General features: G+C 72.9%; 21 protein-coding genes and 1 pseudogene. 9 read left to right on the top strand and 13 right to left on the bottom strand.

Going from position 1 to position 25,872, the window contains the following annotated elements:
- Positions 1-100 precede the first annotated feature (100 nt).
- Positions 101-1,267, bottom strand: a complete 1,167-nt coding sequence (locus tag AB0F03_RS15375; RefSeq protein ID WP_361991121.1) for a PP2C family protein-serine/threonine phosphatase — start codon at positions 1,265-1,267, stop codon at positions 101-103.
- Between the two features lie 248 nt (positions 1,268-1,515).
- On the opposite strand from AB0F03_RS15375, the gene AB0F03_RS15370 reads away from it, so the two are divergent.
- The 3 genes from AB0F03_RS15370 to AB0F03_RS15360 are packed head-to-tail and all read left to right on the top strand — an operon-like array spanning position 1,516 to position 3,196.
- On the top strand, positions 1,516-2,202 hold the full coding sequence (locus tag AB0F03_RS15370; protein WP_361991118.1) for a hypothetical protein: 687 nt from the start codon (positions 1,516-1,518) through the stop codon (positions 2,200-2,202).
- Positions 2,199-2,468, top strand: a complete 270-nt coding sequence (locus AB0F03_RS15365) for a BON domain-containing protein (protein WP_361991115.1) — start codon at positions 2,199-2,201, stop codon at positions 2,466-2,468. The genes AB0F03_RS15370 and AB0F03_RS15365 overlap by 4 nt, the downstream gene beginning before the upstream one ends.
- Complete coding sequence (locus AB0F03_RS15360; protein ID WP_361991112.1) at positions 2,465-3,196, top strand: metallophosphoesterase; 732 nt, start codon at positions 2,465-2,467, stop codon at positions 3,194-3,196. Before AB0F03_RS15365 ends, AB0F03_RS15360 begins: the two co-directional genes overlap by 4 nt.
- A gap of 50 nt (positions 3,197-3,246) precedes the next feature.
- Here AB0F03_RS15360 and AB0F03_RS15355 read toward each other — a convergent pair whose 3' ends face one another.
- Positions 3,247-4,551, bottom strand: a complete 1,305-nt coding sequence (locus AB0F03_RS15355; RefSeq protein ID WP_361991506.1) for an MFS transporter — start codon at positions 4,549-4,551, stop codon at positions 3,247-3,249.
- A 308-nt stretch (positions 4,552-4,859) separates the two neighbouring features.
- On the bottom strand, positions 4,860-5,849 hold the full coding sequence (locus AB0F03_RS15350) for an aldo/keto reductase (protein ID WP_361991109.1): 990 nt from the start codon (positions 5,847-5,849) through the stop codon (positions 4,860-4,862).
- A 318-nt stretch (positions 5,850-6,167) separates the two neighbouring features.
- On the opposite strand from AB0F03_RS15350, the gene AB0F03_RS15345 reads away from it, so the two are divergent.
- From AB0F03_RS15345 to AB0F03_RS15330, 4 genes are all read left to right on the top strand, one after another.
- Positions 6,168-6,809, top strand: coding sequence for an HAD family hydrolase (locus AB0F03_RS15345; protein WP_361991106.1), 642 nt, complete (start codon positions 6,168-6,170; stop codon positions 6,807-6,809).
- Between the two features lie 98 nt (positions 6,810-6,907).
- Entirely contained in the window at positions 6,908-8,095 is a 1,188-nt protein-coding gene (locus AB0F03_RS15340; RefSeq protein WP_361991103.1) for a helix-turn-helix transcriptional regulator, read from the top strand.
- Positions 8,096-8,413: 318 nt separating this feature from the next.
- On the top strand, positions 8,414-8,620 hold the full coding sequence (locus tag AB0F03_RS15335) for a hypothetical protein (protein ID WP_361991100.1): 207 nt from the start codon (positions 8,414-8,416) through the stop codon (positions 8,618-8,620).
- The gene (locus AB0F03_RS15330) at positions 8,620-9,120 is read left to right on the top strand and encodes a DUF6415 family natural product biosynthesis protein (protein ID WP_361991097.1); all 501 of its coding nucleotides are present in this window, start codon (positions 8,620-8,622) and stop codon (positions 9,118-9,120) included. Before AB0F03_RS15335 ends, AB0F03_RS15330 begins: the two co-directional genes overlap by 1 nt.
- Positions 9,121-9,257: 137 nt before the next feature.
- Here AB0F03_RS15330 and AB0F03_RS15325 read toward each other — a convergent pair whose 3' ends face one another.
- From AB0F03_RS15325 to AB0F03_RS15300, 6 genes are all read right to left on the bottom strand, one after another.
- Complete coding sequence (locus AB0F03_RS15325) at positions 9,258-10,484, bottom strand: cytochrome P450 (RefSeq protein ID WP_361991095.1); 1,227 nt, start codon at positions 10,482-10,484, stop codon at positions 9,258-9,260.
- A gap of 100 nt (positions 10,485-10,584) precedes the next feature.
- Positions 10,585-11,796, bottom strand: coding sequence for a cytochrome P450 (locus AB0F03_RS15320; RefSeq protein ID WP_361991092.1), 1,212 nt, complete (start codon positions 11,794-11,796; stop codon positions 10,585-10,587).
- Positions 11,793-12,386: an ATP/GTP-binding protein gene (locus AB0F03_RS15315; RefSeq protein ID WP_361991504.1), complete on the bottom strand. Its 594-nt coding sequence runs from the start codon at positions 12,384-12,386 to the stop codon at positions 11,793-11,795. Before AB0F03_RS15315 ends, AB0F03_RS15320 begins: the two co-directional genes overlap by 4 nt.
- Positions 12,387-12,399: 13 nt before the next feature.
- On the bottom strand, positions 12,400-12,747 hold the full coding sequence (locus AB0F03_RS15310) for a DUF742 domain-containing protein (protein ID WP_361991089.1): 348 nt from the start codon (positions 12,745-12,747) through the stop codon (positions 12,400-12,402).
- An 11-nt stretch (positions 12,748-12,758) separates the two neighbouring features.
- Positions 12,759-13,166, bottom strand: a complete 408-nt coding sequence (locus AB0F03_RS15305) for a roadblock/LC7 domain-containing protein (protein WP_356822699.1) — start codon at positions 13,164-13,166, stop codon at positions 12,759-12,761.
- Positions 13,163-14,890, bottom strand: a complete 1,728-nt coding sequence (locus AB0F03_RS15300) for an ATP-binding protein (RefSeq protein WP_361991085.1) — start codon at positions 14,888-14,890, stop codon at positions 13,163-13,165. The genes AB0F03_RS15305 and AB0F03_RS15300 overlap by 4 nt, the downstream gene beginning before the upstream one ends.
- 375 nt (positions 14,891-15,265) lie before the next feature.
- On the opposite strand from AB0F03_RS15300, the gene AB0F03_RS15295 reads away from it, so the two are divergent.
- Entirely contained in the window at positions 15,266-16,267 is a 1,002-nt protein-coding gene (locus AB0F03_RS15295) for a hypothetical protein (RefSeq protein ID WP_361991082.1), read from the top strand.
- Positions 16,268-16,479: 212 nt separating this feature from the next.
- The gene (locus tag AB0F03_RS15290) at positions 16,480-19,854 is read left to right on the top strand and encodes a pyruvate carboxylase (protein ID WP_361991079.1); all 3,375 of its coding nucleotides are present in this window, start codon (positions 16,480-16,482) and stop codon (positions 19,852-19,854) included.
- 61 nt (positions 19,855-19,915) lie between these two features.
- Here AB0F03_RS15290 and AB0F03_RS15285 read toward each other — a convergent pair whose 3' ends face one another.
- The 4 genes and pseudogenes from AB0F03_RS15285 to AB0F03_RS15270 form a co-directional block, all read right to left on the bottom strand.
- Positions 19,916-20,896, bottom strand: coding sequence for a hypothetical protein (locus AB0F03_RS15285; protein ID WP_361991076.1), 981 nt, complete (start codon positions 20,894-20,896; stop codon positions 19,916-19,918).
- Between the two features lie 159 nt (positions 20,897-21,055).
- The gene (locus AB0F03_RS15280) at positions 21,056-21,511 is read right to left on the bottom strand and encodes a hypothetical protein (RefSeq protein WP_361991073.1); all 456 of its coding nucleotides are present in this window, start codon (positions 21,509-21,511) and stop codon (positions 21,056-21,058) included.
- Between the two features lie 207 nt (positions 21,512-21,718).
- On the bottom strand, positions 21,719-22,939 hold the full coding sequence (locus AB0F03_RS15275) for a carbohydrate-binding protein (RefSeq protein ID WP_361991070.1): 1,221 nt from the start codon (positions 22,937-22,939) through the stop codon (positions 21,719-21,721).
- Positions 22,940-23,161: 222 nt separating this feature from the next.
- Positions 23,162-25,198 (bottom strand): annotated as a pseudogene (locus tag AB0F03_RS15270) (TIM-barrel domain-containing protein); the annotation flags it as partial.
- Positions 25,199-25,872: the final 674 nt, after the last annotated feature.

Below are 25,872 nucleotides of genomic sequence, written 5' to 3'. Positions count from 1 at the left end.
ACGGGGGCCGGAGCGCGCGCCGCAGATTCTCGCAACACCGCGGCAGGGCGGGCCACCCGCCGGGACGAACTTCGGCGCAAGGGGAGCTGAACGCGAACCCTCAGCCCTGCCGGGCCGGTCCGCCGCCGTGGCCGTGGCCGTGGCCGTGGCCGTGGTGCTGGTGGCGTTCGGCGCGGGTGCGGTGGAGGGCGATGAGCGCGGCGTCGTCACCGAGGCGCCCGCCGACATGGGCGAGCAGATCGCGCCGCAGATGGTGCATCAGCGCCTCGGGGCTGTCCTCGGTCCAGCGCGCGACCCGGTCGACGAGGGGGTAGAACCGGCCATGGTCGTCCCGCGCCTCCACGACCCCGTCGGTGTACAGCAGCAGGGTGTCGCCCGGCTCGAAGGAGAAGACGTCCAGCGTGTGCTCGTCACCGGCCGGCACCCCGAGCGGCGGCGACGGGTGCAGGCTCGGGACCGTGACGACGTGACCGGGGCTCAGGAGCAGTGGCGGCGGGTGGCCGCAGCTGGTCATCCGGGTCACCGGGTCCCGGTCCGGGATCTCCACGAGCAGCGCGGTGGCGAACCGTTCGCCGGCCTCGTCCGGGGGATCCAGCTCGGCCGCGTAGCGGGTGACGCTCTGGTCGAGGGAGCCGGCCAGCTCGGTCAGCGCGAGGTGCCGGTGGGCGCTCTCCCGGAAGGCGCCGAGCAGCAGGGCCGCCTCCCCGATCGCGGACAGGCCCTTGCCGCGGACGTCACCGATCAGGACGCGGACCGTGCCGCCGGACCGGCTCGCCGCGTACAGGTCTCCGCCGATCTGTGCCTCGTCCTCCGCGGCCAGGTACAGCGACGCGATCCGCAGCGGGCCGATCTGCTCGGGCAGCGGCCACATCAGGACGTGCTGCGCGGCCTCGGCGACCGTACGGACCTGGGCCAGTTGGGCCTGGCGGCGATCGCGCAGGGCGCTGTAGAGGACGGTGAGCACCACGAGGACCGTGAGGGTGATGATCTGCACGATGTGGTTCGTGGTGCCGAGCCCGCCGTGGGTGACACCGATGAGGATCTGGGCGGCCACCGCCAGCGCCCCGACGGCGGCGGTGGTCCGGGGCCCGGCGAAGGAAGGGGTGAGCGCGGGCGCGATCACCAGCGCCGGCCCGAGGTGGACGTTGTCGGGGGCCCGCACGTCCACCACCGTGATCACCACGATGAGCACGACCGGAAGCAGCAGCAGCGCATGGGCCGACTGCCACGACCGCTGCGGACCTGCGCGTCCGAGCCGGGATGCCATGCCTACCAGCGTGCTCCCGGGCCGGGCGAGCGGCCACTCGCCGCCGGGCGAGCGGGCACTCGCAGTGGGCCGGGCGGACACCGGTCGTCCCTCCCCTGGGCAGCCCCTCGCCGTCGTGACCCCGGCGCTCGTGGCGGAGGGCTGAACCTTCCGGTGGCGCCGTGTCGGTGGCGGCACGCCGGGTACCCGTACGACCCCCGGAGCCGATCAGGCCGGCCCGGGGGCGAAAGGCGCCGAATGGAGAGGTCATGACGCACAACGGGGAGGAAGCCGTGCCCGTCCGGCGACCGGAGGCCTCGGGGCTCCGCCTTGCCATGGACGGACCGGATCAGCAGACCGGGCCCGCTCCCGAGCCGGCGGACCTGCCGCACGACCGCAGCCAGGCGATCCTGGAGGCCGCCAAACAGATCGGTGCCCTCTTCAAACGGGCGGGCCACCCCTTCGCGCTGGCCGGGAGCGTGGCCGTGTACGCCCACGGCGGCAGCCGCTACCTCCAGCACGACGCCGACTTCTGCGTGCTGCCCGACGACGCCGACGCGGTGGCCGCCACCATCCGGGAGGCGGGCCTCGCCGTGCTCACCCCGCCCGAGGACTGGCTGCTGAAGACCACGTGCCACGGGCAGAACGTCGACATCATCTTCTCGCTGGCCCACCAGCCCGTCACCCGGGAGATGCTCGACCGGGCCCATGTGCTGCCGGTCGACTCGGTGCTCATGCCCGTGCTGTCCCCGACCGACCTGATCCGCAGTCTGATCAGCGCCTTCTCGGAGCACTACTGCGACTTCGGGTCGGTCCTGCCGGTGGCCCGCGCCGTCCGCGAGAAGGTCGAGTGGGACGAGGTCCGCGCGGCCTGCGGCGACCAGCCCATGGCCGCCGCGTTCCTCTTCCTCCTCGAACGGCTGAACGTGATCGACGCCCAGGAGGGGCAGCCATGACCGAGACCAGCCCGCCGCCGGCCGGGAACCTGGACTACCGCGTCGCCCACCTCGCCGAACACCTGGCCTCCGGAAACCTCGGGGAACTCGGGGTCCGGCTCGAGATGCGCGGCGACGCCGTCCTGCTGACCGGCACCGTGCCGTCCACCCAGTGCCGGGACGAGATCCTCCAGCTGGCCCGCGAGGAACTGGCGGGGCACCCGGTCCACTGCGACCTGCTCGTCGCCGGCACCACCTCACCCGACCACGGAGAGGACCTGACATGATCCGCGTCGCGGCCGTCGGGGACATCCACATGGGTCCCGAGAGCCAGGGCACCCTGCGCCCCTCCTTCGAGACGCTGCCCGAGTGCGCCGACGTCCTGCTGCTCGCCGGTGACCTCACCCGGCACGGCACACCGGAGGAGGCCGCCGTCGTCGCCCGGGAGATCAAGGACCTCGGGGTGCCCGTCGTCGCCGTACTCGGCAATCACGACCACCACGACGAGCGCCCCGAGGAGGTCAGCATGATCCTGCGGGACGCGGGCGCCCACGTCCTGGAGGGGCAGGCCACCGTCGTCGGCGCCGACGGCGCGCGGATCGGGATCGCCGGGACCAAGGGCTTCGGCGGCGGCTTCGTCGGGCGCTGCGCCGGGGAGTTCGGAGAACCCCTCATGAAGGAGTTCGTGCGCTACACCCGCCGGTGCGCCGACGGTCTGCACGGCGCCCTGAAGGACCTGGAACAGCGGGACTGCGACGTACGCATCGCGCTGACCCACTTCTCGCCGGTACCGGACACCCTCGCCGGGGAGCCGCTGGAGATCTATCCGTTCCTCGGCAGCTACCTGCTCGCGGAGGCCATCGACACCGGCGGCGCCGACCTCGCCGTGCACGGCCACGCCCATGCCGGCACCGAGCACGGGATGACCAGCGGCGGTGTCCGCGTGCGCAATGTGGCCCAGCCGGTCATCGGGCAGGCATTCCACGTGTACCACCTGCCCGGCCGGCAGCAGTGAGGCGGGCCTAGACCCTTACGGCCGGCCGGTGTGACGCGGGCCGCGGCCGCTCAGGCCGCGGTGCCCAGCAACTCCCGGCCGGTCACGTCGCCGTCCCGCGCCGTCAGCGTCACCGGCACCGGTTCGCCGCGGCGGCGCGCCAGCAGGCCCGCGCCGATCGAACCCGCGACGATCATCCCGCCGGCGACCAGGGCGCCGCGCGCCCCGGCCCATTGCATCAGCAGACCCAGCAGCGGGGGCCCGCCGAGACTCCACACCGTGCCGACACTGCTCCACACCCCGAGCACCCGGCCCCGCAGGTGCGGCGGCGGATCGGTCTGGAGCACGGCCGTACCGGCGGTGTCCGAGACGGACTCCACGACCGCCATCGGGAGCACCAGCACCAGCAGCACGGCCAGTGACGGCGACAGTCCCGCCACCACCTGGAGCAGTGCGCCCGCCATCGCGAGCAGACCCACGGTCCGCACGGACGGACTGCGCAGCCGCGCGCCGAGCACCGCGCCCAGGATGCCGCCGACGGCCAGCACCGTGGAGACCGTGCCGAAGGTCCCGGCGCCACCCGCGAGCGGTCCGGTGACGAGGACGGCGAGGGTGAGGCCGTAATTGCGGCCGAAGAGGGAGCTGACGCCGGTGATGCCCGCGAGGGCGACCAGCCGGGGGCGGCGCGCGAAGAAGGCCAGCCCCTCCCGCACGGTCAGCTCCGCACGCGCCGGGACGGCACGGGCCCCCGCCGCCGGCCGGGCCGCCGCGGCCTCGGCGGCCGGCCGCAGCAGCGGCACGACGGAGGCGACGAACAGGAACGACAGTCCGTTGGCGGCATACGCGGCGGCCGTGCCGAAGAAGCCGACGGTCATCCCGGCCAGGCCGGTGCCGGCCAGCCGGCCCGCGCTGTGCACGAGCGCGCCCACACCGATCGCGGACGGCACGTCCTGCGCGGGCACCAGGTCGTTGCCGAGCAGGGCGCAGGCCGGACCGTCGACGGTGGCGATGACACCGGTCACCGCGGCCAGTACCAGCAATGCCGTCAGGTCGATCCGGTCCAGCGCCACGAGCAGCGCCGTCGTGAAGGCGACCGCGCCGAGCAGGGTCTGGCTCACGGTGACCGTCAGCTTCCGGGGCCAGCGGTCCACGGCCGCGCCGCCGAGCAGGCTCACGAACAGCGCGGGTGCCGCCTGCACGGACATCGACAGACCGGTCGCCGCGGCCGAGCCCGTGATGTGCAGCACGAGCAGGTTCTGCACCGTGAGCTGCATCCAGGTGCCGGCGTTGGAGACGAAGTTCGCGGCCGACCACCAGCGCATACCGCGGTGCCGCAGAGACCGCCACGGCGAACGGGAGACGGCGGCGGAGGGCATGGGCGCGGGCAGGGCGGAGGTACGGGACACGGCGGGATACTCGGCAACCAGGTGACGGGGGAGGAGACCGGCGGATCCCGTCGGTCCGGCTGCGTTGCACGGCCGGGCCGCCTGGTCAGGGCGTCGACCATGCTGACAGACGGGACGGGCAACTCCTCGCCACCGCCGCCGGCCCGTACCGGGTCCTCACCTCAATCAGCCCTCCGGCGGGGTGACTTGCGCCCCGCGTGGGCTTCCTCACAGGCGCCGGGTGCCTGGTGCCGCACGGCGCCCCGCGGCGTCCGGCACCCCGACCGCGCCCACGCGCGTCAGCGGTTGACCGTCCGCATCCCCGCCTCGTCGTACCGCTCGCCCGCCGCCCGCGGCAGCTCGGCGTCGATGCGGGACAGGTCGTCCTTCGTCAGCTCGATGCCGACCGCGGCGGCGTTCTGCTCCAGGTAGGTGCGCCGCTTGGTGCCCGGGATCGGCACCAGGTTCTCGCCCTGGGCCAGCACCCAGGCGATGGCCAGCTGGGCCGGGGTCACACCCTTCTCCGCGGCGATCTCCTTCACCTTCGCCGCCAGCCGCAGGTTCGCCTCCAGGTTGGCGTCCGTGAAGCGCGGGTTGGTGCGGCGGAAGTCGTTCTCGTCCAGCTCCTCCGGCGAGGAGAAGCGGCCCGCGAGGAAGCCGCGGCCCAGCGGCGAGTACGGCACGAAGCCGATGCCCAGCTCCCGGCAGGCCGGCAGCACCTCGGCCTCCACGTCCCGCGACCACAGCGAGTACTCGCTCTGCACCGCGGTGACCGGGTGCACGGCGTGGGCGCGCCGGATGGTCTCCGCGCTCGCCTCGCTCAGCCCGATGTAGCGCACCTTGCCCTCGGCGACCAGTTCGCCCAGCGCGCCGGCCGTCTCCTCGATGGGCACGTTCGGGTCGACCCGGTGCTGGTAGTACAGGTCGATGTGGTCGGTGCCGAGACGCTGGAGCGAGCCGTGGACCGAGCTGCGGACGTGCTCGGCCGAGCCGTCCTGCCGGCCGACCGTGCTCATGTCGCCGGGGACGGCGTCGTCCATCCGGTAGTTGAACTTGGTGGCGATCACGTACTCGTCGCGGCGCCCCCTGACCGCCTCGCCGACGAGCGACTCGTTGGTGAGCGGACCGTACATCTGCGCGGTGTCGAGGAAGTCGACACCGAGGTCGAGGGCGCGCCGGATGGTCGCGATCCCTTCCTCCCGGTCGGCGGAACCGTAGAAGGCGGACATCCCCATGCACCCGAGCCCGATGGCCGATACCTGGAGTTCCCCTAGCCTGCGCTGCTGCATGGGAGATCCCTTCCTGCACACTCGATCGTCATTTCCGCACGGCACGAGGGCCTTCCTCCATCTAGCGACGGATTCCGGCACCCGGCATCCCGTGCGGGACACCGGGTGCGAACGGTCTCTCCCGCACCGGCTGTCCGCGACGCTACGAGCTGGAGCGCCCTCGAAGTCAAGCCCGCTCCGCGCCGGACCACGGAATGAGCCGCACGGGCGGCTCGAAAGAGGTCGCTCTGCGTGACCACCGGCTTGTTGCGCAGTTCCGGTGGGCCTCAACAGGCGCGGGTGCCACGCCCGTACCGCGGTGTCCGTAGGCTTCCCCGCGTGATTGAGACCATCGTTTTCGACATCGGAGAGACGATCACTCGCGACGACCGGTACTGGGGATCTTGGGCGAGCTGGCTCGAGGTTCCCCGCCACACCCTGTCAGCGCTCGTGGGCGCGCTCGTGGCGCGCGGCCTGGACAACGCGGAGGCGCTCCGGCTCGTACGGCCCGGGATCGACGTCGAAGCCGAGTACCGGGCCCGGGAAGCAGCCGGCCAGGGTGAGCACCTCGACGAGGCCGACCTCTATGAGGACGTACGACCGGCCCTCGCCGCACTCCGCCGGGGCGGCGTCCGGGTCGTCATCGCGGGCAACCAGACCGGCCGCGTGGGGCAGCTGCTGCGCGGGCTCGATCTGCCCGCAGACGTCATCGCCACGTCGGCGGAGTGGGGTACCGCCAAACCGCAGCTGGGGTTCTTCCGGCGGGTCATCGAGGTCGCGCAGGCCCCAGCAGAGCGAATCGTGTACGTGGGGGACCACCCCGCGAACGACGTTCACCCGGCGCGGGCAGCCGGACTACGGACGGCCCATCTGCGGCGCGGCCCGTGGGGACATCTGTGGGCTGACGACCCGGAGACCATCGCGGCGGCCGACTGGCGCATCAGCAGCCTCATGGAGCTGGTGGACATCGTGGGCGGTTGACAACGGTGAGGCGGCCCCCCGCGGTGGCGGGGCCGCTTTGCGTACGCGGGGCGTCTGACGTGGATACCGTGCGGAGCGGATGCCCGAACGGAGGCAGTATGCCCGCAATCACCGACGGGGGAGTAGGCCGGCGGATCGCCTACTACCGAAGCGTCGTCCGCCCGAAGATGACACAGCAGGAACTGGCCAATGCCGCCTGCGTCGCCCTGGGCACGATCCGCAAGATCAAACGCGGCGAGAGGGGCGTCACGGACGACACCCTTCAAGCGATCGCCGACGCTCTCGGAGTTGATCCGGCCCGTCTGCTCCGCGACCGGGGCCCCGCTCACTCGCAGGCCAGAGAGGCCCTCCCGGCGCTCTCCGCGGCGATCGCCGCCTACGACTGCCCCGAAGACGGGCCGGTGCGGCCGATCGCCGATCTACGATCCGCAGTCGACACGGCCGTGCAGTGGAGACTCGGCGCCCAGTACACGCGCATTGTGCGTGACCTCCCGAACCTGCTGGCCGAGTTGACCCGTGCCTTTCACACGGCGTCGGGCGCCGAGCGCGCTGAGCTGGCCCGACTCCTGGTGAGCGCCTATCGCTCCGCGGATGCGGCCGCGTACAAGCTCGGTGCGCACGACCTGTCCGCCCGGCTGGTCGAGCTGATGCGGTGGGCGGCGGCCGAGGCGGCGGAGCCGCTGCTGGCGGCATCGGTGGCCTACGTGCGTACAGAGACCTTCTTCGCGGCGCGCGCCCATGCCGCAGGCCTGCGTGCTCTCCGGCAGGCCATCGACGCTGCACCCGCACCGTCGACGACAGTGGCGCGCGCAGCTCGCGGTTCGCTTCACATGAGGGCCGCTGTCATCGCTGGCCGAGCCAAGAACGCCGACGCGGCCACCGGGCACCTCGTGGAAGCCGAGCAACTCGCCGCAGCCGTCGAGGAGGGCGTCTACAACGGCACCGCGTTCGGCCCCGACTCCGTACGGATCCACCAGGTGTCCCTGGCGGTCAGCCTCGGAGACGATCACGTCCGCGCAGCCCTGGACATGTCGCACGAATGGAAGCCGCCGACGAGCCTGCCAGCTGAGCGGCGGTCCGGTTTCTACATCGAGCTGGCCCGCGCCCAGCTATGGGCGGGCATGCCCGACGGCGCGTTCGAGTCGCTGATGGTCGCCCGGAAGATCGCACCCCAGCACACTCGCGACCACCCGTGGGTCCGGGAGGACGCCTCCAGGCTGCGGCGGCTGCGCCGCGCCGACTCCGAAACGCTCACGTCCTTCGCTGAGTGGTGCTCTGCCACCTGAGTAGCACGCGTACCCAAGTACCCCTGGCCGGGGTCCTTGTGACGTCCCCTCACCCCCACCATCTGTGACACGCGCAGGACCCACACAGATGGGAACGGGAATGCAGGAAGCACGTTCGCTCGCTCCCGCAGTCGTCGACCACCGGGTGAGCATCGTTCGCCTTCACGACGAGGGGTGCTCCGGGCAGGCCCGCTCATGCGGCTGCCGACCCGTGACGATGCGGAGACGCCCGTCCCAGGGAACTGCCACGGAGGACCCGGCGACCGCGCGACCGGCCCCGGGCATGGCCAACGCTCGAACCAGCGAGGGAGCGTCGACATGATGAACCGTACCGCCCGGACCCGTAACCGCACCCGGGGCCCGGCCATGACGATCAAGGTGTACACGGTCACGCGGGACGGCACGGTCCCCGCGCCGCGGGCCACCGTGACCGTGCCGCGGGACTACACGCCGCCGACGGAGAGCATGAACACGCAGCTCCCGCCGTGCGACTGCCCGCGGCACCGCCAGGCGGGGGGCTCGTGATGACCCGGACACGTCCGGCCCCCGTCGCCACCGTCCCGGTGGACACCGACACCATGCGCGGCAGCATCGCGCTGCTGCTCCCGCACGAGACGGTGCAGCCGCCGGCCGGCGACCGGCTCGCCACGCTGACGCCGGCTCTTCGCGGGCACATTCAGCTGATCATCCCCGAGGTCGAGCGGATCACCGCCCGCCTGTCGACGGACGACATCCCTCGGTACTGCGCGCTCGCCTGCATCGGCGAAGCGCGCCGGAAGCTCAGCATGCAGGCGGGCGCCGGTCCGCACGGTGCGCTGACGTACGCCCGCAAGCTGGCCCGCGCGCTCACCGCGCTGTGCGACCACTACGAGGCGCTGACCGGGCAGGGCATGTGCGTCGCCTGCGACCGGCCGATGCGCGCCACGGACGACACCGTCCCGTACGACCGGGTCGGCAACTCGGGCGGCGCCCTGACGAGCCGCGTCCACGCCGCCTGCGCACAGCACCCGCGCCGCGCTCGCTGAGCGCGATGCCCACGCCCCGGGGGCAGGGTTCCATCCCGCCACGCTTCATGTTCGCGTGCGTCGGTCTCTCCCGCACCCGGCTGTCCGCGACGCCACGAGCTGGAGCGCGCTCGACGCCGAGCGCGCTCCGTGTCGGGTTACGCTTCGAGGCGTACGGGGAGTTCGAAGAGGTCGTTCTGCGTCACCACCGGCTTGTTGCGCAGCTCGGTCGCGGGCACCGCCAGCTCCAGGCCGGGGAAACGGGCGTACAGGGCCGGCAGGGCGACCCCCGCCTCCAGGCGGGACAGCGCGGCGCCCGGGCACACGTGCGGGCCGTGTCCGAAGGAGATGTGACGGGCCGACGGCTCGCGGGTGATGTCGAACTCCCCGGCGGTCGGGCCGTGCGCCTGCTCGTCCCGGCCGATCGCGCCGTACGACACGATGAGCGCGTCCCCGGCCGGGATCACCCGGTCGCCGACCGGCACGTCCTCGGTCGCGAACCGGATCAGGACGTGGGAGGTGGGGGTCGCGTAGCGCAGGGTCTCCTCGATCACCGCCGGCCAGTCGGCCCCGCCGGACAGCACCAGGGCCCGCTGCTCCGGGTGGGTGGAGAGGCCGACGACGGCGTTGACGATCAGCGAGATCGTCGTCTCGTGGCCCGCCGCGACCATCAGCTGGAGCGTGGAGACGATCTCCTCGTCGGTGAGGCGGTCGCCGTCCTGCGAGGCCAGGATCAGCGCGCTGGTCAGGTCGTCGCCGGGCTCGGCCCGCTTCGCCGCCACCGTCTCCGCCATGATCCCCGCCAGCTCGGTGAGGGTCGCCACGACCTCCTGCGGCGGGGTCTGCGTGGAGAAGAACTTCTCGAACAGCACCTTCAGCCGGGGCAGCCGCGCCTCGTCGATGCCCATGAGGTCGGCGATGACGTACATGGGCAGCGGGTAGGCGAACGCCGCCTTCAGGTCGACGGTCGAGCCGTCCGTGGGCAGTGCGTCCAGCAGGTCCTGGGTCAGCTTCTCGATCCGCCCGCGCATCCGCTCCACCCGGCGCGGGGTGAGCGCCTGCGCGACCAGGGTGCGCAGCCGGCGGTGGTCGGCGCCGTCCACGGTGAGCATGGAACGGCCCGGGTTGGCCAGGCCGATCAGCGGCCAGTCCGCGGGGATCTCACCCCGCTGCCAGGCACCCCACACGTTGATGTCCTTCACCAGCCGCGGGTCGGTGAGCAGCGCCTTCGCCTCGGCGTGGCGGGTGACGGCCCACACCGGGACACCGCCGGGCAGTTCGACGGCGGCGAGCGGGCCGGCCGCGCGCAGTGCCGCGCTCTCGGCGTCCAGGTCGGTGACGAAGGGATCGAGGGCGATACGGGGTGCTTCGGTACCGGTCGTCATCGTGACGTGCCTCCCAGGGCGGGGTCGGGGTACTGCGCCTGTCCCGCGGGCCACCCCCGGACCCCCGCCGCGACAGCGGGCCGGCCGAGGCGGCCCGGGATCACAGGGCGGGTACGGGGGTGAACCGGACGGGCAGCCGGGTCAGACCTCCGAGCCAGGGCGAGGGCCGACGGGTGAGGGACTCGGCGGGCACCGCGAGATCGATGTCCGGCAGCCGGTCCAGGACCACCTCGATGCCGGTCCGCGCGATCACCTCGGCGATCTCCTGCGCGGGGAAGGGACAGCGGTGCTCGCCGTGACCGAAGGAGAAGTGCGCGTTGTTGCCGCCGGTCAGCGCGGAGGCGTCGGTGCGCACCTGCGGATCGGAGTTGGCGCCCTGGAGGCCGAGCAGCAGCAGGTCGCCGGCCTTGATCCGCCGGCCGCCGAGGTGTGTGTCCCGGGCGGCCCAGCGGCCCGCCACGTTCTGTGTGGGCGTGTCCTCCCACAGCACCTCGTTCATCGCCTCGGCGACGCTGTGCCGCCCGCCGAACAGCGAGGCGGCGAACCGGTCGTCGGTGAGCATCAGGCGCAGCGAGTTGCCGATCCAGTCGGCGGTCGGCTGGTGGCCGGCCGCCAGCATCACCATCAGGTCCTGCATGATCTCCTCGTCGCTGAACCCGCTGCCGTCGGCGAGCATCCGGGAGACCACGTCGTCGGCGGACTCCTTCGTCCGCTCCGCGAGCAACCGGCCCATGGAGGAGGCCAGATGGGACTGCCCGGCGAGGGCCCGCTCCCGTCCGTCGATCATGTCGTTCAGGGCGGTGACCAGCCCCGGGCCGTCCTCGTCGGGGAAGCCGTACAGCCGGGCCAGGACCCGTACCGGCAGCAGCATGGCGTACTGCGCGATCAGGTCGGCCTCGCCCTCGCCGCACAGCGCGTCGATCAGCTCGTCCGCGAACCGCTCGGCGTGCCGCCGCAGTTCGGACGGGTCGACCGCCTCCAGCGCGTTGCCGACCATCGCCGCGCGCTGCCGGTGCCGTTCGCCGACGGTGTAGAGGATCGACGGCTGTCTGCGGCCGATCATCGGCAGCAGCGGCCAGTCCGCGGGGATCTTCTCCCACTGGCTCCACAGGTCCGAGTCCCGGCTGAACAGCGCCGGATCCCCGGTGACCTGGTGCAGTTCCCGGTAGCCGAGGACCAGCCAGGCCGGTATGTCACCGTCGAGCAGCACCGGTACGACGGAGCCGTGGTCGCGCCGCATCTCCCGGTAGAGACGGGCGGGTTCGGTCTGGAACCGGGGTCCGCTGAGCGGGACGGCGTCGGGGGTGGTCACACGAACTCCTGTCGGGGCAGGCCCGCCCGCGCGGACGGGTCGGCGTACCGGTTCTTCACGTGCTGCACCAGTGTGATCAGCACCTGCTTGCCCGACTCCCGGGACCGGGCGTCGCAGTCGAGCAGCGGCACCCGCGGATCCAGGTCGAGGGCCTCGCGGACGTCCGCACCGGCGCGGACGGGACCGCCGAAGTCGTTGCAGGCCACGATGAACGGCGTGCCGTGGTGCTCCAGCCGGTCGATCGCGTACCAGGAGTCGTCGATGCGGCGGGTGTCCACCAGCACGACCGCGCCGAGCGTGCCGGCGAACAACTGGTCCCACAGGAACCAGAACCGCTCCTGGCCGGGCGCGCCGAACAGGTACAGCACGTTGCGCGCGTCCAGGGTGATCCGGCCGAAGTCGAAGGCGACCGTGGTGGCGGACTTGCCGCGCACCTGGCGGATGTCGTCGACCGCCTCACCGGCCCGGGTCATCGTCTCCTCCGTGGTGAGGGGACGGATCTCGCTGACCGAGCGGACCAGCGTGGTCTTGCCGACGCCGAAACCGCCCACGACCACGATCTTGAAACCCTGGTCGGCGGAGGCACCCAACGGGGTGCGGGCGTCAGAGGTTGCGGAGTCCAACGAGCACCTGCTCCAGGATGTCGGGGTCGGTTATGGCCGGCCGGTGCGGATGACGGGCGCTGACGCGACCCGCCGCGAGCAGGTCGCACAGCAGCACCCGGGTGATGCTCACGGGCAGCCGCAGCTCGGCGGCGATCTCCACCACCGAGGTGGGGGACCCGGTCAGCTTCAGGATCGCCACGTGCTCCGACTGCATGCCGGCCACCGGCTCCGACTCGGCGACCACGAGGGTGACCAGGTCGAAGGGGGTGTCGGGGCCGGTGCCGCTGCGTCCCTGGGTGAGGGTGTACAGCCGGTCGGGGGCGTCGTCCCGGCCCGGCCGGTTCATGCCCGGACGGCTCATGAGGTACGGGGCGGAGCGGTCAGGTAGGCGCCGAGCTGCTCGACCAGTTCGCTCATGTTGTGGCCGACGACCCCGGCGTCCGCGTCCTCCGCGGCGATCACGGCCAGATGGGCGCCCGCGCCCGCCTCCACGATGAACAGCACACCGCCGTAGAACTCCGCCATCGCGGAGCGCACGCCGCCGCTCCCGTCGCCGAACTCCACGGACGCGCCGTGCGACAGCGACTGGATGCCGGCCGCGATCGCGGCGAGCTGGTCGGCCTGGTCGACGCTCAGCTCCGGCGTCCGGCACAGCTTCAGCCCGTCCCGGGACAGCACGAGCGCGTGCCGGGCGCCCGGGGTCTTCTCCAGCAGGCCTTCCAGGAGCCAGGTGAGCTTGTCGTCGGCGGTGGTCGGGCCGGTCATGAGGTGGAGTCGCCTTCCGGGTGCTGGTGCTGGTGCTGGTGCGGATGAGGGGCAGCGGCGGGGGAGCCGGGGCCGGCGGTGTCCTGCGCGGAGTCCCCGGCCGGAGCGCTGCCGGGCGCGGGGCTCTCGGGGGGTACGGCGCCCAGGTCGTCCGGTGCCACGGAGTGCGCGGCGCCGGAGGCGTGGTCGTCCTGGGGTGGCTTCCCGGTGCCCTCGTCCCCTGCCGGGCCCTGATGTGCGGGTGCGGAGGCGGGGTCGGGCCGGCGGGTGCCGGGTGCGGACGGCCGTACCGCCTGGCGGAAGCTGCTGAAGCGGGCGGCGCGGGTCCTGCCCTCGTCCGTGCCCGGCGCGGTGCGGGCTTCGGTGGTGCCGTGCGCGGACCGGGCGCGTTCCGCCTCGGCGAGCGTACGGCCCCGGCGCCGCCTGGGCAGCCCGGCCGGGCCCTCCTGCGGCGGCGCGGCGGACTCGTGGACCGGGGCGGCGTCCACGGCGGCCGGCGCCTGCGCCCGCACGGGCGCGCCGGTCTCCTGGCGCGGGGCCGTGACGGCCGGGGCGGCCTTGGCAGCCGGTGTGGCCGGACCGGCCGGGGTGGGGCCGGTCAGGATGTCCTGCGGGATGAGCAGCAGCACGCCCGTGCCACCCCGCGCCGACGGCCGGAACGACACCTTCAGGCCGTGTTTGCGGGCCAGCCGGCCTACCACGGCCAGCCCCAGCCGGGTGCCGGTCAGACCGCCCAGCTCCGAGACGTCACCGGAGACCGCCCGCTCGGCGCGGCGCAGCTGCACCTCGCCCATCACCAGCCCGCTGTCCTCCACGGAGACTATGGCGCCGGCCGGGACCTCCTCGACGTAGACGTGGACCTCCGCGTTGGGCGGCGAGAAGTTCGCGGCGTTGTCGAGGAGTTCGGCGAGGGCGTGCATCACGCCCTCGGCGGCGTGCCCGGCGACGGCGGCCTCGCTGACCGAGTGCACCCGCACCCGCCGGTACCCGGCGATCCGGCCCATCGCGCCGCGCAGGATGGACTCCATCCCGATCGGCCGCGCCCACCGGCGGCCCGACCGGGCCCCGGTGAGGACGGCGATGGAGTCGGCGAGCCGGCCGGCCTGCGCGGTGCGGTGGTCGAGCTGGAGCAGGTCGGCGAGCACGTCCTCGTCGGTGTGCCGTTCCTCCATCGCCCGCAGGTCGGCGAGCGTGGCCGTGGCGAGGGCCTGCATCCGGGCGGCGGCGTTGGAGGTCGCGGAGACCGCGGCGGCCCGCTCCCGGCGGGCGAGGTCCAACTCCCGCGACAGCCTGATGTTGTCCTGTCCGAGCCGGTCCACCTCCCGCGCGGCCTCCTCCTCCCGGCGTGCGCGTTCGGCCGCGAACGACTCGGTGAACTCGGTCCGCTGCCGGGCGAGTTCGTCGATGAGGCGCTGCTGTTCCTGGCGCGCCTCCTCGGTCGTGCGGGTCTGCTGCTGGAGCAGTCGCCCGATGTCCTGGGTGGCGCCCTCCAGCCTGCGCCGGGTGTCCCTGGCGCTCCGCAGGGCGTGCGCGGCCGTGGCCACCGCCGCGCTGAGTACGACCGCCGCCGTGCCGGCGCCCCAGGCGAGCGGGGCGCGCACCGAGCCGGGAGCCATCGCCACGGCCGTGCAGACCACGAGCGCCGACAGCACCGCCGTCACGGCGAGAGCGGACACGAACGTGCGGAGGGAAGGTCGTTCGCCGGGATGCGTGGGCGCGGTCATCGGTCCGGTCTGGTCCTCGCGGCAGATGCGGGCAGTGGGGCTGGGAGTGTGCGGTCGAAAGGCGTACGGCTGGTGAGTGGTGACACCGGTGGTGAACTGGCGGTCACTATACGAGAATTCGTGATCGAAACAGAAAGGTTCCTTGTCCGTTCCAGGAACTGGACGGTCACAGACGTGTGTTCACCGTGAACTGCGATGCGTTCGGGGGTACACGGGCAGGGGTGGGTCGGCCGGGGGAGATCCGCACATCTATACGATGGCGCCTGAAACGGACGCAGGACGGACAAACGCCTCGCCCCGCCGGACCGCCGGGAGCGAGGTGAAAGGGGCGATGGAGATGACGGGGGAAGCGAAGGCGATGGGCTGCCGTGCCTCATGACCACTGAACCGCACGCCGGGCTGTCCCGCTCACCGCTCGTGCGGCTCGCCCGGTTCACCGGGCGCACCCTGCGGGGCGAGTGGCAGGCCATCGTCGTCGATCCCGTGCGGCAGTTCGTGCGGCGCGGACTGTCCGGGCTGCTGCTGGCGTTCGTCGCCGCGGTCGGAGTCGTCTTCTTCCACGACATCGCCCAGCATCCCACCGGAGCGGTGTGGGTGCGGCGGCTCGGCGGCGTCCAGGCCGACCTGCCGCTGTGGCTGTCCCTGCTGCGCACCCCCGTGTCGCTGTACGTCCCCGCCCTCGATCTGCCGGTGTGGGCGGGCATCACCCAGCTGTTCCTCGCCTTCGCCTGGGCCGAACTGACCCTCGGCCGGGCCCGTACCCTGGCGATCGCCTACGCCACCACCCTGGCCGGCACCCTCACCGCCCGCCTGATGATCGCGCTGGGCCCCGGCTGGTGGGGGTTCGGACTGCCGCCCGAGGCCGGGCATGTCCTCGACACCGGGCCCTCCGCGGCCGTCGTGGGCCTGTTCACCTATCTCGCGGTGATCCGGCGCGCGCCCGTGGTGTTCACGATGACCGGCGGCTCGATGGTGTGGGAGTCCGTCGCCGTGCCCAACCTGGCCGGCCGCGAGCACCTGATCGCGGTGGGCGGGGCGATCGTCCTCGGGCTCCTGCACGGCCGCGGCGAGCGGCTGCGCGCCGTCGTACGGTCGCTGGCCGCCCACGCGGCGAACCGCTCACCCGTCCCCCGGCCCCTGACGGCCCCTGCTCCCACCGGGCCCCTGACGGCCCCTGGTCTCACCCGGCCCCCGACGGCGCCCGCTCCCACCCTGATCCCCACACCCACACCCGCACCCGCGCCCGCACCCGCACCCGCCCCCAGCCCCGCTCCCGCGCCGATCCGCACCGTGCCGGCCGCCGCGTCCCCGCCCGTCCCCGCCGACCGCCCCGGAACGACCCGGTCGAAGGTCCCGGCGCCGTGCGTCGACCGCTAGGACCACCGGCTGCTGTACTGGTGACGTGGTGACATGGTGACCACCCCCGGCGGGGCCGGGCCGGCGCGCACGTGTGGCGCCGGCCACCCCGTCGATGTGATGGTTTTCGCACCGCGACCCGTGCGGACACCCCCTAGGGTGGCCGCGAGACACGGCAGGCGTGGCCGACACCAGGGTGTTCGTCGCCGGCAGGCAGCTGAAGGGAATCCAGGATGTTCCGCAAGGTGCTGGTCGCCAACCGTGGCGAGATCGCGATCCGCGCGTTCCGGGCGGGCTACGAACTGGGCGCGCGCACCGTCGCCGTCTTCCCGCACGAGGACCGCAACTCACTGCACCGGCTGAAGGCCGACGAGGCGTACGAGATCGGGGAGCCGGGGCATCCCGTACGGGCCTACCTCTCCGTGGAGGAGATCGTGGCCGCCGCGCGCCGGGCCGGTGCCGACGCCGTCTACCCCGGATACGGCTTCCTGTCCGAGAATCCCGAACTGGCCCGCGCCTGCGAGGAAGCGGGCATCACGTTCGTCGGCCCGGACGCGGCCACGCTGGAGCTGACCGGCAACAAGGCCCGCGCGGTCGCTGCCGCCCGCGCCGCCGGAGTGCCCGTGCTCGGCTCCTCCGCGCCCTCCAACGACGTGGACGAACTGGTGCGCGCCGCCGACGAGATCGGCTTCCCCGTCTTCGTCAAGGCGGTCGCGGGCGGCGGCGGGCGCGGCATGCGCCGCGTCGCGGAGCCGGCCCAGCTGCGCGAGTCCATCGAGGCCGCCTCCCGCGAGGCCGCCTCCGCGTTCGGCGACCCGACCGTCTTCCTGGAGAAGGCCGTCGTCGACCCGCGCCACATCGAGGTGCAGATCCTCGCCGACGGCGAGGGCAACGTCATCCACCTGTACGAGCGGGACTGCTCGGTGCAGCGCCGCCACCAGAAGGTCATCGAGCTGGCCCCCGCCCCCAACCTGGACCCGGACCTGCGCGACCGGATCTGCGCCGACGCCGTCCGCTTCGCCGGCGAGATCGGCTACCGCAACGCCGGCACCGTGGAGTTCCTCCTCGACCGCGACGGCAACCACGTCTTCATCGAGATGAACCCGCGCATCCAGGTCGAGCACACCGTGACCGAGGAGGTCACCGACGTCGACCTGGTCCAGGCCCAGCTCCGGATCGCCGCCGGCGAGACCCTGGCCGACCTCGGCCTCTCCCAGGACACCGTCACCCTGCGCGGCGCCGCCCTCCAGTGCCGTATCACCACCGAGGACCCCGCCAACGGCTTCCGCCCGGACACCGGCCGGATCAGCGCCTACCGTTCGCCGGGCGGCTCCGGCATCCGGCTCGACGGCGGCACCACCCACGCCGGCACGGAGATCAGCGCACACTTCGACTCGATGCTGGTCAAGCTCACCTGCCGGGGCCGGGACTTCCAGGCCGCGATCGGCCGGGCCCGGCGCGCGGTCGCCGAGTTCCGCATCCGGGGCGTGGCCACCAACATCCCCTTCCTCCAGGCCGTCCTGGACGACCCCGACTTCCGGGCGGGCCGGGTCACCACCTCCTTCATCGAGGAGCGCCCGCACCTCCTGACGTCCCGCTCCTCCGCGGACCGCGGCACCAAGCTGCTCACCTACCTCGCCGACGTCACCGTCAACAAGCCGCACGGCGCCCGCCCCGACGTGCTCGACCCGCTGACCAAGCTGCCGCCGCTGCCCGCGGGCGAGCCGCCCGCCGGATCGCGGCAGCGCCTGGTGGAACTCGGCCCCGAGGGCTTCGCCCGGCACCTGCGCCGGTCGCCGACGATCGGCGTCACCGACACCACCTTCCGCGACGCCCACCAGTCCCTGCTCGCCACCCGGGTGCGCACCAAGGACCTCCTCGCCGTCGCCCCGGTCGTCGCCCGCACCCTGCCCGAGCTGCTCTCCCTGGAGTGCTGGGGCGGCGCCACCTACGACGTCGCGCTGCGCTTCCTCGCCGAGGACCCCTGGGAGCGGCTGGCCGCCCTGCGCGAGGCCGTCCCCAACATCTGCCTCCAGATGCTGCTGCGCGGCCGGAACACCGTCGGCTACACCCCGTACCCGACCGAGGTCACCGACGCCTTTGTGCAGGAGGCCGCCGCCACCGGCATCGACATCTTCCGCATCTTCGACGCCCTCAACGACGTCGGCCAGATGCGGCCCGCCATCGACGCCGTGCGGGAGACGGGCACGGCTATCGCCGAGGTCGCGCTCTGCTACACCGCCGACCTCAACGACCCGGCCGAGCGGCTCTACACCCTCGACTACTACCTGCGCCTCGCCGAGCAGATCGTCGGCGCCGGCGCCCATGTCCTGGCGATCAAGGACATGGCCGGCCTGCTGCGCGCCCCGGCCGCCGCCAAGCTGGTCTCGGCGCTGCGCCGCGAGTTCGACCTGCCGGTGCACCTGCACACCCACGACACCGCCGGCGGCCAGCTCGCCACCTACCTCGCCGCGATCCAGGCGGGCGCCGACGCGGTGGACGGTGCGGTGGCCTCCATGGCGGGTACGACCTCGCAGCCGTCGCTGTCCGCGATCGTCGCCGCCACCGACCACTCCGAGCGGCCCACCGGCCTGGACCTCCAGGCCGTCGGCGACCTGGAACCGTACTGGGAGAGCGTCCGGAAGATCTACGCCCCGTTCGAGGCGGGCCTCGCCTCCCCGACCGGCCGCGTCTACCACCACGAGATCCCCGGCGGCCAGCTGTCCAACCTGCGCACCCAGGCCGTCGCCCTCGGTCTCGGCGACCGCTTCGAGGACATCGAAGCGATGTACGCCGCCGCCGACCGCATCCTCGGCCGGCTGGTCAAGGTCACCCCGTCCTCCAAGGTCGTCGGCGACCTGGCCCTGCACCTGGTCGGCGCCGGCGTCTCCCCGGACGCCTTCGAGGCGACTCCCGACCGGTTCGACATCCCCGACTCGGTGATCGGGTTCCTCCGCGGCGAGCTGGGCACCCCGCCCGGCGGCTGGCCGGAGCCGTTCCGCACCAAGGCGCTCCAGGGCCGGGCCGCGGCCAAGCCCGTCCCCGAGCTGTCCGCCGAGGACCGCGACGGGCTGGCCAAGGACCGCCGGGCCACCCTCAACCGGCTGCTGTTCCCCGGCCCGGCCCGGGAGTTCGACACGCACCGGCAGACCTTCGGGGACACCGGCGTGCTGGACAGCAAGGCGTTCTTCTACGGCCTGCGCCCGGGCAAGGAGTACGCCGTCGACCTGGAGCCCGGCGTCCGGCTGCTGATCGAGCTCCAGGCGATCGGCGAGGCCGACGAGCGCGGTCTGCGGACCGTGATGTCCACGCTCAACGGCCAGCTGCGGCCCATCCAGGTCCGTGACCGGGCCGCCGCCTCCGACCTTCCCGTGACGGAGAAGGCCGACCGCGGCGATCCCGGCCATGTCGCGGCGCCCTTCGCCGGAGTGGTGACCCTCGCGGTCACCGAGGGCGACGAGGTGGCGGCCGGTGCCACGATCGCCACCATCGAGGCGATGAAGATGGAGGCCACGATCACCGCCCCCAAGGCGGGCCGGGTGTCGCGTCTGGCCATCAACCGCATCCAGCAGGTCGAGGGCGGCGACCTCCTCGCCGAACTGACCTGACCTGACCCGACCCGGCCCGCCCCGGCGCCGCCCCGGCACCGGGGCGGGTGCCGTTCGCCGGTTACCGGTGGTCGACGAGGTGGCGCAGGCGGGCGAGGAGCAGATTGGGGTCGCGCCGGGTGACGTACGCGCCGCTGGGCACGTACACGGTCCGGCCGCGCACCGCGACGGCGGTCGGGTTGGACAGCCCGTCCTGTGCGGTGAGCGCGGTCGTCACGGTGCCGTCCGGGCCGACCAGGACGACCCTGCTGCCGTCGTTCAGCGCGGCCAGCGCGCTCCTGCCCTGCCCGGGGAAGGCGAAGTCGTCGATGCCGTCGAGTCCGGTGGCGGGTGTCTCGACCGGTCCGGCGGAGCCGTCCGGGCCGACGGGGAAGCGCAGCAGCGTGCCCCGGTCGGTGTTGGACACCCACACGGCGCCGCGGTGCACCTTGATGCCGTTGGCGCCGAAGCCCGAGGCCGGTGGCGCGGAGAGCGGGGTGAGTGCCGTGTCCGACGCCCAGTCCGTGGCCGTACCGCCGGTCTGCGGGACGCTCCAGACGGTGCCGTGCACCGAGTCGGCCGCGTACAGCGTGCCCCGGCGTTCGTCGAGGGCCAGCCCGTTGGGCAGCCCGTCGGCGGGCAGCGCCGCGATCCGCTGCGGCGCGCCACCGGTGGGGGAGAGGCGCCAGATGCCGGTGGCGCTGGTGCCGGTGGCGTAGTTGACGTACAGCGTGCCGTCGTGGGCCCGGGCGATGCCGGTGACGGCGGCGTCGTGCACGAGCGGCGTGGCCGGGTCCGCGACGGCGGGCAGGGTCGCGAGGATCCGGGTCTGCCCGTCGGGGGTGACGCGGGCGATCTGCCGGGCGAGGGCGAGGGTCAGGTCGGCTGAGCCGTCGGGCTCCAGGACGATGTTCTCGGGCGTCTGCCGGGCGGCCGGGTCGAAGTGGGCGACGACGCGCGCGGCGGTGACGACCGGGTCGGTGCCGGGAGCGGGCGCCGCGGCGACCAGGCCGAGCGCGAGCACGGCCGTGGCGGTACCGGCCAGGCGGGGGAGCGGGGGCATGTGACCTCTTTTCGGTCGGCGCGCGGGGCGCCGGCGTGCGGGGTCACACCACCATGAGGGGGCGCGGGCGGCCCGTGACAGGAGCCGGGGCCGGGACGTCGCCCACGCGGCCCACCGCCCGGTACCGGACGCGGCGCGCCCGGGTGACGGCCGGCCGGGTCAGTCCCAGAGGGGGTAGGTCACGACCCGCTGGAAGCCCTCCGGGAGGGCGCCGGTGTAAGTCAGGCTCATCCGGGTGTAGTGCTGGACGCCGGGGTTCTTCTTCCAGGGCTGGGGGCCGTCCAGCCGCACGAGCACCGGATAGCGGTGGAACGTGCCGGCCGCGCAGTACGGCTTGCAGTCGTTGAGCAGGTTCACGCCCGCCGCGGTCGCGGCCCGGCCGCTCCACCGGGTCCAGTGCAGTCCGGTGAGCCGGCTGTTGCCGTCGCCGCAGGCCAGGATGAAGTCGGCGGGGCGGACGGTGCGGTGCCACAGGCAGTCGACGAGGACCGGCCGCGGCTGCGCGGCCGGCCGGTGGACGGTGGACGGCGGACTCGCCGAGGCCGTCGTCATGGCCGCCGTCAGCAGGACGCCTGCCCCGAGGGTGACCGTCGTTCCCACCAGTGATCCGCGCATGGCCGCTCCCACCCGTCGTGCTGTGTCCGACCGCGTGCCCTCGACGCTACGACCGTCCCGCCGTTTGCACCAGTCCCGCAGGTGGGGGCGGGTGCCGGTGGTGTTCCGGCGCCCGCCCCCATGAACCGGACACATCAAGCGATGATGCGTCGCGTACGCCCGTCAGCCCGCGTCAGGCGCGACCGGCAGGTCAGGCACGTCAGGCCCTCAGCAGGCGCCCTCGTCCTGCCAGGGACCCCACTCCGAGGCGCCGGGCACCTCGTTCTGGGTCCACCACTTGGCCTTCCAATTGTGCTTGTTGTACGAGACCTCGTTGCCGGTCGTGTAGGTGGCCGTCGCGCTCCAGGTGGTCTTGCAGGAGGTCGGGGTGGGGGTGGGTGTCGGGGTGGGCGTGGGGGTCGGGGTGGTGCTCGGCGGTGTGGCGCCGGCGAACTTCACCGAGTACTTGGCGAAGTCCCAGGAATTCTGGGCCACGCTGGAGCAGGTCCCGGACGTACGGCCGCCGTTGTCGGCCGGGGAGCACTGCCGGTCGCGGTTCAGCGACCAGAACGTGAACCGGTCCATGTTGTGGCTGGTGGCGTAGTCCAGCACGGTCTGGAAGTCGGCCTGGCTGAAGTACTCGCCGGTGTCGCTGCGGCCGTTCATGCCCGAGAAGCCCTCGTGGGCGTAGGCGGTCGCCTGGTCCCAGCCGAAGGTGGACTGGAGAACGGAGTTGAAGTTGGTGAGCGCGCTGGTCTGGCTCGCCGCCCCGTTGAAGCCGCCGTCGAACGGCATGATGGAGAAGTTGTTCGGGGTGAAGCCCTGCGACTTGGCCTCCAGCAGCATCTGCTTGCCGAACCAGCCGGTGCCGTCCGCGGTGCCGGCGGTGGTCACGGAGACGTACAGCCCCGGGTTGTTCTGCTGGAGGATCTTGGCGGCGCCGATCTCGTTCTTGATCGCCGCGGTGTTCTCGTACTCCGGCTCCTCCAGGTCGAAGTCGATGGCGTGCAGGCCGTACTTGGTGATGACCTGCTGGTAGGCCGCCGCCGTGGAGGCCGCGTCCGCGCAGGCCTGGCCGAGCTTGGTGCCGCCGTAACCGCCGATGGAGACGGAGACGTCACCGCCCTTGGCGCGGATGGTGTTGATCACCGACTGTACGGCCGTGTCCGAGGAGACGGACGACGTGCCGCCCCAAGTGGGCGAGCAGCCGCCACCGTTGGGGGCGAGAATGAAGGCCAGCTGGAAGGCCTTCAGGCCGGTGGCGTCCATGATGGCGGCCGGGTCCGGCGGCTCGTTGTCCGTCGGCATCAGGTAGGGGGCGGCGGCGTACCAGCGGTTGCTGAGCGCGGTCGTCGCGCCCGAGGCGCTGCCGGCGACCAGTGCGGTGCTGCCGGCGGCGGCGAGCGTGACGGCTGCCGCCGCGCCCAGACATGCCCGAAGACGTCTCATGCGTGCCTCCAGAGGGTGGGGACCCGGGAACGGGGAGCCCCACCCTCTGGGAGTAGTCGCGGCCACGTCAATAAGTTGGACTAGACCAACTTGCTCTTTGGACTAGACCATACGTTCTCTTTACCTTCCGTCGACCAGTCGCACCGTGAACCCGCGGTCGAGCGGCAGCCTCGCCGTGATGACGGTCGTGACCCGACCGCCCGCGTCGTACGACCAGGCCTCGCGCGGCAGTTGACGCCCGTCGAGCAGAATCCGCGCGGGTGCCGTGTCGCCGTGCACGCTGAACCGGTACGACCGGGCGGCCACCTTGCCCGCGTAGTCACCCCTGCTCGCCCCGACCGTCACGGAGGTGCCCCGGGCGTCCCCGCGCACCGACACCCGCTGGGTGGCCGCGGAACCCTTGGCGAAGGCGCGGGTCACGCCGTCGTCCTCGTACAGCGTGTAGTGGCTGGTGCCGTGCGCGGCCGGGTAGAGGTCCCAGTCCAGCTCGTGCCGGTCGCGGGTCTGCCAGCTCGTCGTCCCCTTGGGCCACATGGGCACGATCGCGCCCTCGCGCACGAACAGCGGGAGGGTGTCCAGGGGGGCGTGGTAGCCGTCGAGCGTGGTCGGGCCCCGGTAGGTGCGGCCGGTCCAGTAGTCGGTCCAGGTGCCCTTCGGCAGGTAGATCCCGTCGCGGGTGTCGGAGTTCTCGTAGACCGGGGCGACGAGGAAGTCCGGGCCGGACAGGAACTCGTACGCCGCCTGCGCGCCGAGCGTGCCGGGGTCGTCCGGGTACTCAAGCCACAGCGGGCGTACCGGGCCCACACCCGTCCGCGCCGCCTGGGCGGACAGGGTGTACATGTACGGCAGCAGCCGCTCCTTCAGCTGGAGATAGGCGCGGTTGACGGAGGTGTACGGCTCACCGTCGCGCCAGGGCTGCTGGTCGGCGGGCTTGCCGGTGGTGATGTCGGTGGCCCAGCCGTCCATCGTCATGACGGCCGGCAGGAACGCCTTCCACTGGAGGTCGCGGGTGTACATGGTGGGGTCGTGGCGGTAGATGCTGCCCACGTCACCGGTGTTGTAGGCGATGCCGGACAGGGTCGCCCCGGCGTACGTCGGGATCTGCCAGCGGATGTAGTCCCAGGACAGCTTCTGGTCGCCGCTCCACAGCACCCCGCAGCGCTGGGCGCCCGCCCAGGACACCGGCAGCCACACGAAGCCGCGGGCGTCGCTGTTGTCCTCGATCCCCCGCTTGGCCGCGTCGCAGGCGTCCAGCGCGAACCGGTAGCCGTTGCCCACCCAGGCCACGTCCAGCTTGGCCACCCGCTGGCCGGCCCGGACCTGGTCGGCGAGTTTCCCGATGCCGTCCTGGGTCCACAGGCCGAGCTGGGCGTGGTGGTCCCGGAGGCCCTTCCCGGTCCGCTCCAGGTCCTCGTACCCGCAGCCGTACCCGTCGTTGACCAGCATCCAGCCGAGCGGCATCCCGTTCGCGGTGTAGCCGTCGGCGGTCTTCAGCGCGTCCAGGGTGTGCCGCTCACCCCGGTTGGCGTTGTGCAGGTAGCAGTCCGAGTCGCCCGGCTCCAGGCCGTACACCGGTGGCATGAAGGGCTTGCCCACCAGCGACGTGTACGCGCCGATGACCTGGCGGGCGTCGCCGAGGAAGTAGTAGGCGTCCAGGCGCCGTTCCTGGTGGCCCGTGGTGACCGGCGAGCCGAAGGTGTACACGCCCGGTGCGAAGGTGTTGCGGAAGACGCCGTAGCCCGCGCTGGAGAGGTAGAACGGCTGGGAGTTGTTGTAACCGCCCTCGTTCCAGTCGAAGCTGTTCGCCACGTGGATGGTCCGCCCGCGGTGCGAGAAACCGCCGTTCTGCTCGCCGCCGCCGAAGAACTGCTCCTCCGCGCCGCGGACCAGGCTCTGCCGCATCCCGCCGGTCGACCAGCGCAGCGGCTTGTCCTCCTGCCAGATCCGGGTGCGGTTGTCGGGCCGGTACAGCCCGAACCGCAACGGCTTCTTGTACACGCGCAGCACCGCCTGCGGGGACCGGATGCCGTAGTAGTCGCCCGCGTCGAAGGACGAGGTGTGCCGCTGCCGGGCCGGCTGCCCGCGCACGATGGCGGTGCCGGCCGGGTCGCTGAGCGAGCCCGACGGATCCGCCTGAAGGCGCAGCCGGCCACCCGTCAGGAAATCGGCGCGGGCCGTGAGCCGCCCGGCCCCGATGGTGTAGCGCCCCTCGCCGCCCGAGAAGGAGGTGAGGTCGCCGGCGTCCGCCGTGGCCGGCAGATAGGCGGTGCCCGTGAAGGAGTTGTCGTGGACGTCGTACGGCACCACCACGACGTGGTACGTCCCCGACGCCCGCGGGATCACCGTGGCCTCGGGGTCGGCGGTGCCCGCGCCGGACGCCACCTGCCTGCCGTGGTCGTCGTAGACGTACAGGTCGAAGTCGTCCGAGGGGTGGTCCCAGCCGACCGACAGCGGAACACCGCCCTCGGGGTTGTCGTCCCAGTAGCCGTCCGGCACCGAGACGGTCAGGTCGAAGCGGTCGCACACCTTGCTCTCGGGGTCGTCGGCGGCGCCGGGGCATTTCTCGGGCCCGGCGCCGGTGCCCTTGGCGTAGACCGGGCTCCGCCAGGTGACGCTGCTGTGGCCCGGGTCCAGCACCGCGCCGGACGCGGTGGCGGTGGCGTGGGCGGGGGCCGGAACGGCCAGCGCGGTCCCGGCCAGGACGGCCGCCAGTCCCAGCGGTATCCAGGCCGGCCACGGCACACGGTGTCGGAGTCTTCGCACGGCGGAACAGCTCCCCTCGCACCTTCGCGGACTGACTGTTCTTACGCGGTGTTGCTCGGAAACGCTCGGAACAAGCGCAGATCGAGCAACTTCACGCACGCAGCGTCGGTGTAGCTACAGGTTCATGTCAATACCGCGGTGCCGCGCCGCCCTCCGTGGCCCACCATCCG

This window comes from Streptomyces sp. NPDC028722 (genome assembly GCF_040637655.1).
Classification (GTDB): Bacteria; Actinomycetota; Actinomycetes; order Streptomycetales; family Streptomycetaceae; genus Streptomyces.
The sequence above is the reverse complement of the archived record's forward strand: the minus strand, read 5'-3'. Positions and strand labels throughout refer to the sequence as shown.

Excerpts from the sequence above, each read along its gene's own strand:
- AB0F03_RS15375 (WP_361991121.1), bottom strand. The coding sequence starts at position 1,267 with ATGGCATCCCGGCTCGGACGCGCAGGTCCGCAGCGGTCGTGGCAGTCG.
- AB0F03_RS15370 (WP_361991118.1), top strand. The coding sequence starts at position 1,516 with ATGACGCACAACGGGGAGGAAGCCGTGCCCGTCCGGCGACCGGAGGCC.
- AB0F03_RS15365 (WP_361991115.1), top strand. The coding sequence starts at position 2,199 with ATGACCGAGACCAGCCCGCCGCCGGCCGGGAACCTGGACTACCGCGTC.
- AB0F03_RS15360 (WP_361991112.1), top strand. The coding sequence starts at position 2,465 with ATGATCCGCGTCGCGGCCGTCGGGGACATCCACATGGGTCCCGAGAGC.
- AB0F03_RS15355 (WP_361991506.1), bottom strand. The coding sequence starts at position 4,551 with ATGCCCTCCGCCGCCGTCTCCCGTTCGCCGTGGCGGTCTCTGCGGCAC.
- AB0F03_RS15350 (WP_361991109.1), bottom strand. The coding sequence starts at position 5,849 with ATGCAGCAGCGCAGGCTAGGGGAACTCCAGGTATCGGCCATCGGGCTC.
- AB0F03_RS15340 (WP_361991103.1), top strand. The coding sequence starts at position 6,908 with ATGCCCGCAATCACCGACGGGGGAGTAGGCCGGCGGATCGCCTACTAC.
- AB0F03_RS15335 (WP_361991100.1), top strand. The coding sequence starts at position 8,414 with ATGATGAACCGTACCGCCCGGACCCGTAACCGCACCCGGGGCCCGGCC.
- AB0F03_RS15330 (WP_361991097.1), top strand. The coding sequence starts at position 8,620 with ATGACCCGGACACGTCCGGCCCCCGTCGCCACCGTCCCGGTGGACACC.
- AB0F03_RS15325 (WP_361991095.1), bottom strand. The coding sequence starts at position 10,484 with ATGACGACCGGTACCGAAGCACCCCGTATCGCCCTCGATCCCTTCGTC.
- AB0F03_RS15310 (WP_361991089.1), bottom strand. The coding sequence starts at position 12,747 with ATGAACCGGCCGGGCCGGGACGACGCCCCCGACCGGCTGTACACCCTC.
- AB0F03_RS15305 (WP_356822699.1), bottom strand. The coding sequence starts at position 13,166 with ATGACCGGCCCGACCACCGCCGACGACAAGCTCACCTGGCTCCTGGAA.
- AB0F03_RS15300 (WP_361991085.1), bottom strand. The coding sequence starts at position 14,890 with ATGACCGCGCCCACGCATCCCGGCGAACGACCTTCCCTCCGCACGTTC.
- AB0F03_RS15295 (WP_361991082.1), top strand. The coding sequence starts at position 15,266 with ATGACCACTGAACCGCACGCCGGGCTGTCCCGCTCACCGCTCGTGCGG.
- AB0F03_RS15290 (WP_361991079.1), top strand. The coding sequence starts at position 16,480 with ATGTTCCGCAAGGTGCTGGTCGCCAACCGTGGCGAGATCGCGATCCGC.
- AB0F03_RS15285 (WP_361991076.1), bottom strand. The coding sequence starts at position 20,896 with ATGCCCCCGCTCCCCCGCCTGGCCGGTACCGCCACGGCCGTGCTCGCG.
- AB0F03_RS15280 (WP_361991073.1), bottom strand. The coding sequence starts at position 21,511 with ATGCGCGGATCACTGGTGGGAACGACGGTCACCCTCGGGGCAGGCGTC.
- AB0F03_RS15275 (WP_361991070.1), bottom strand. The coding sequence starts at position 22,939 with ATGAGACGTCTTCGGGCATGTCTGGGCGCGGCGGCAGCCGTCACGCTC.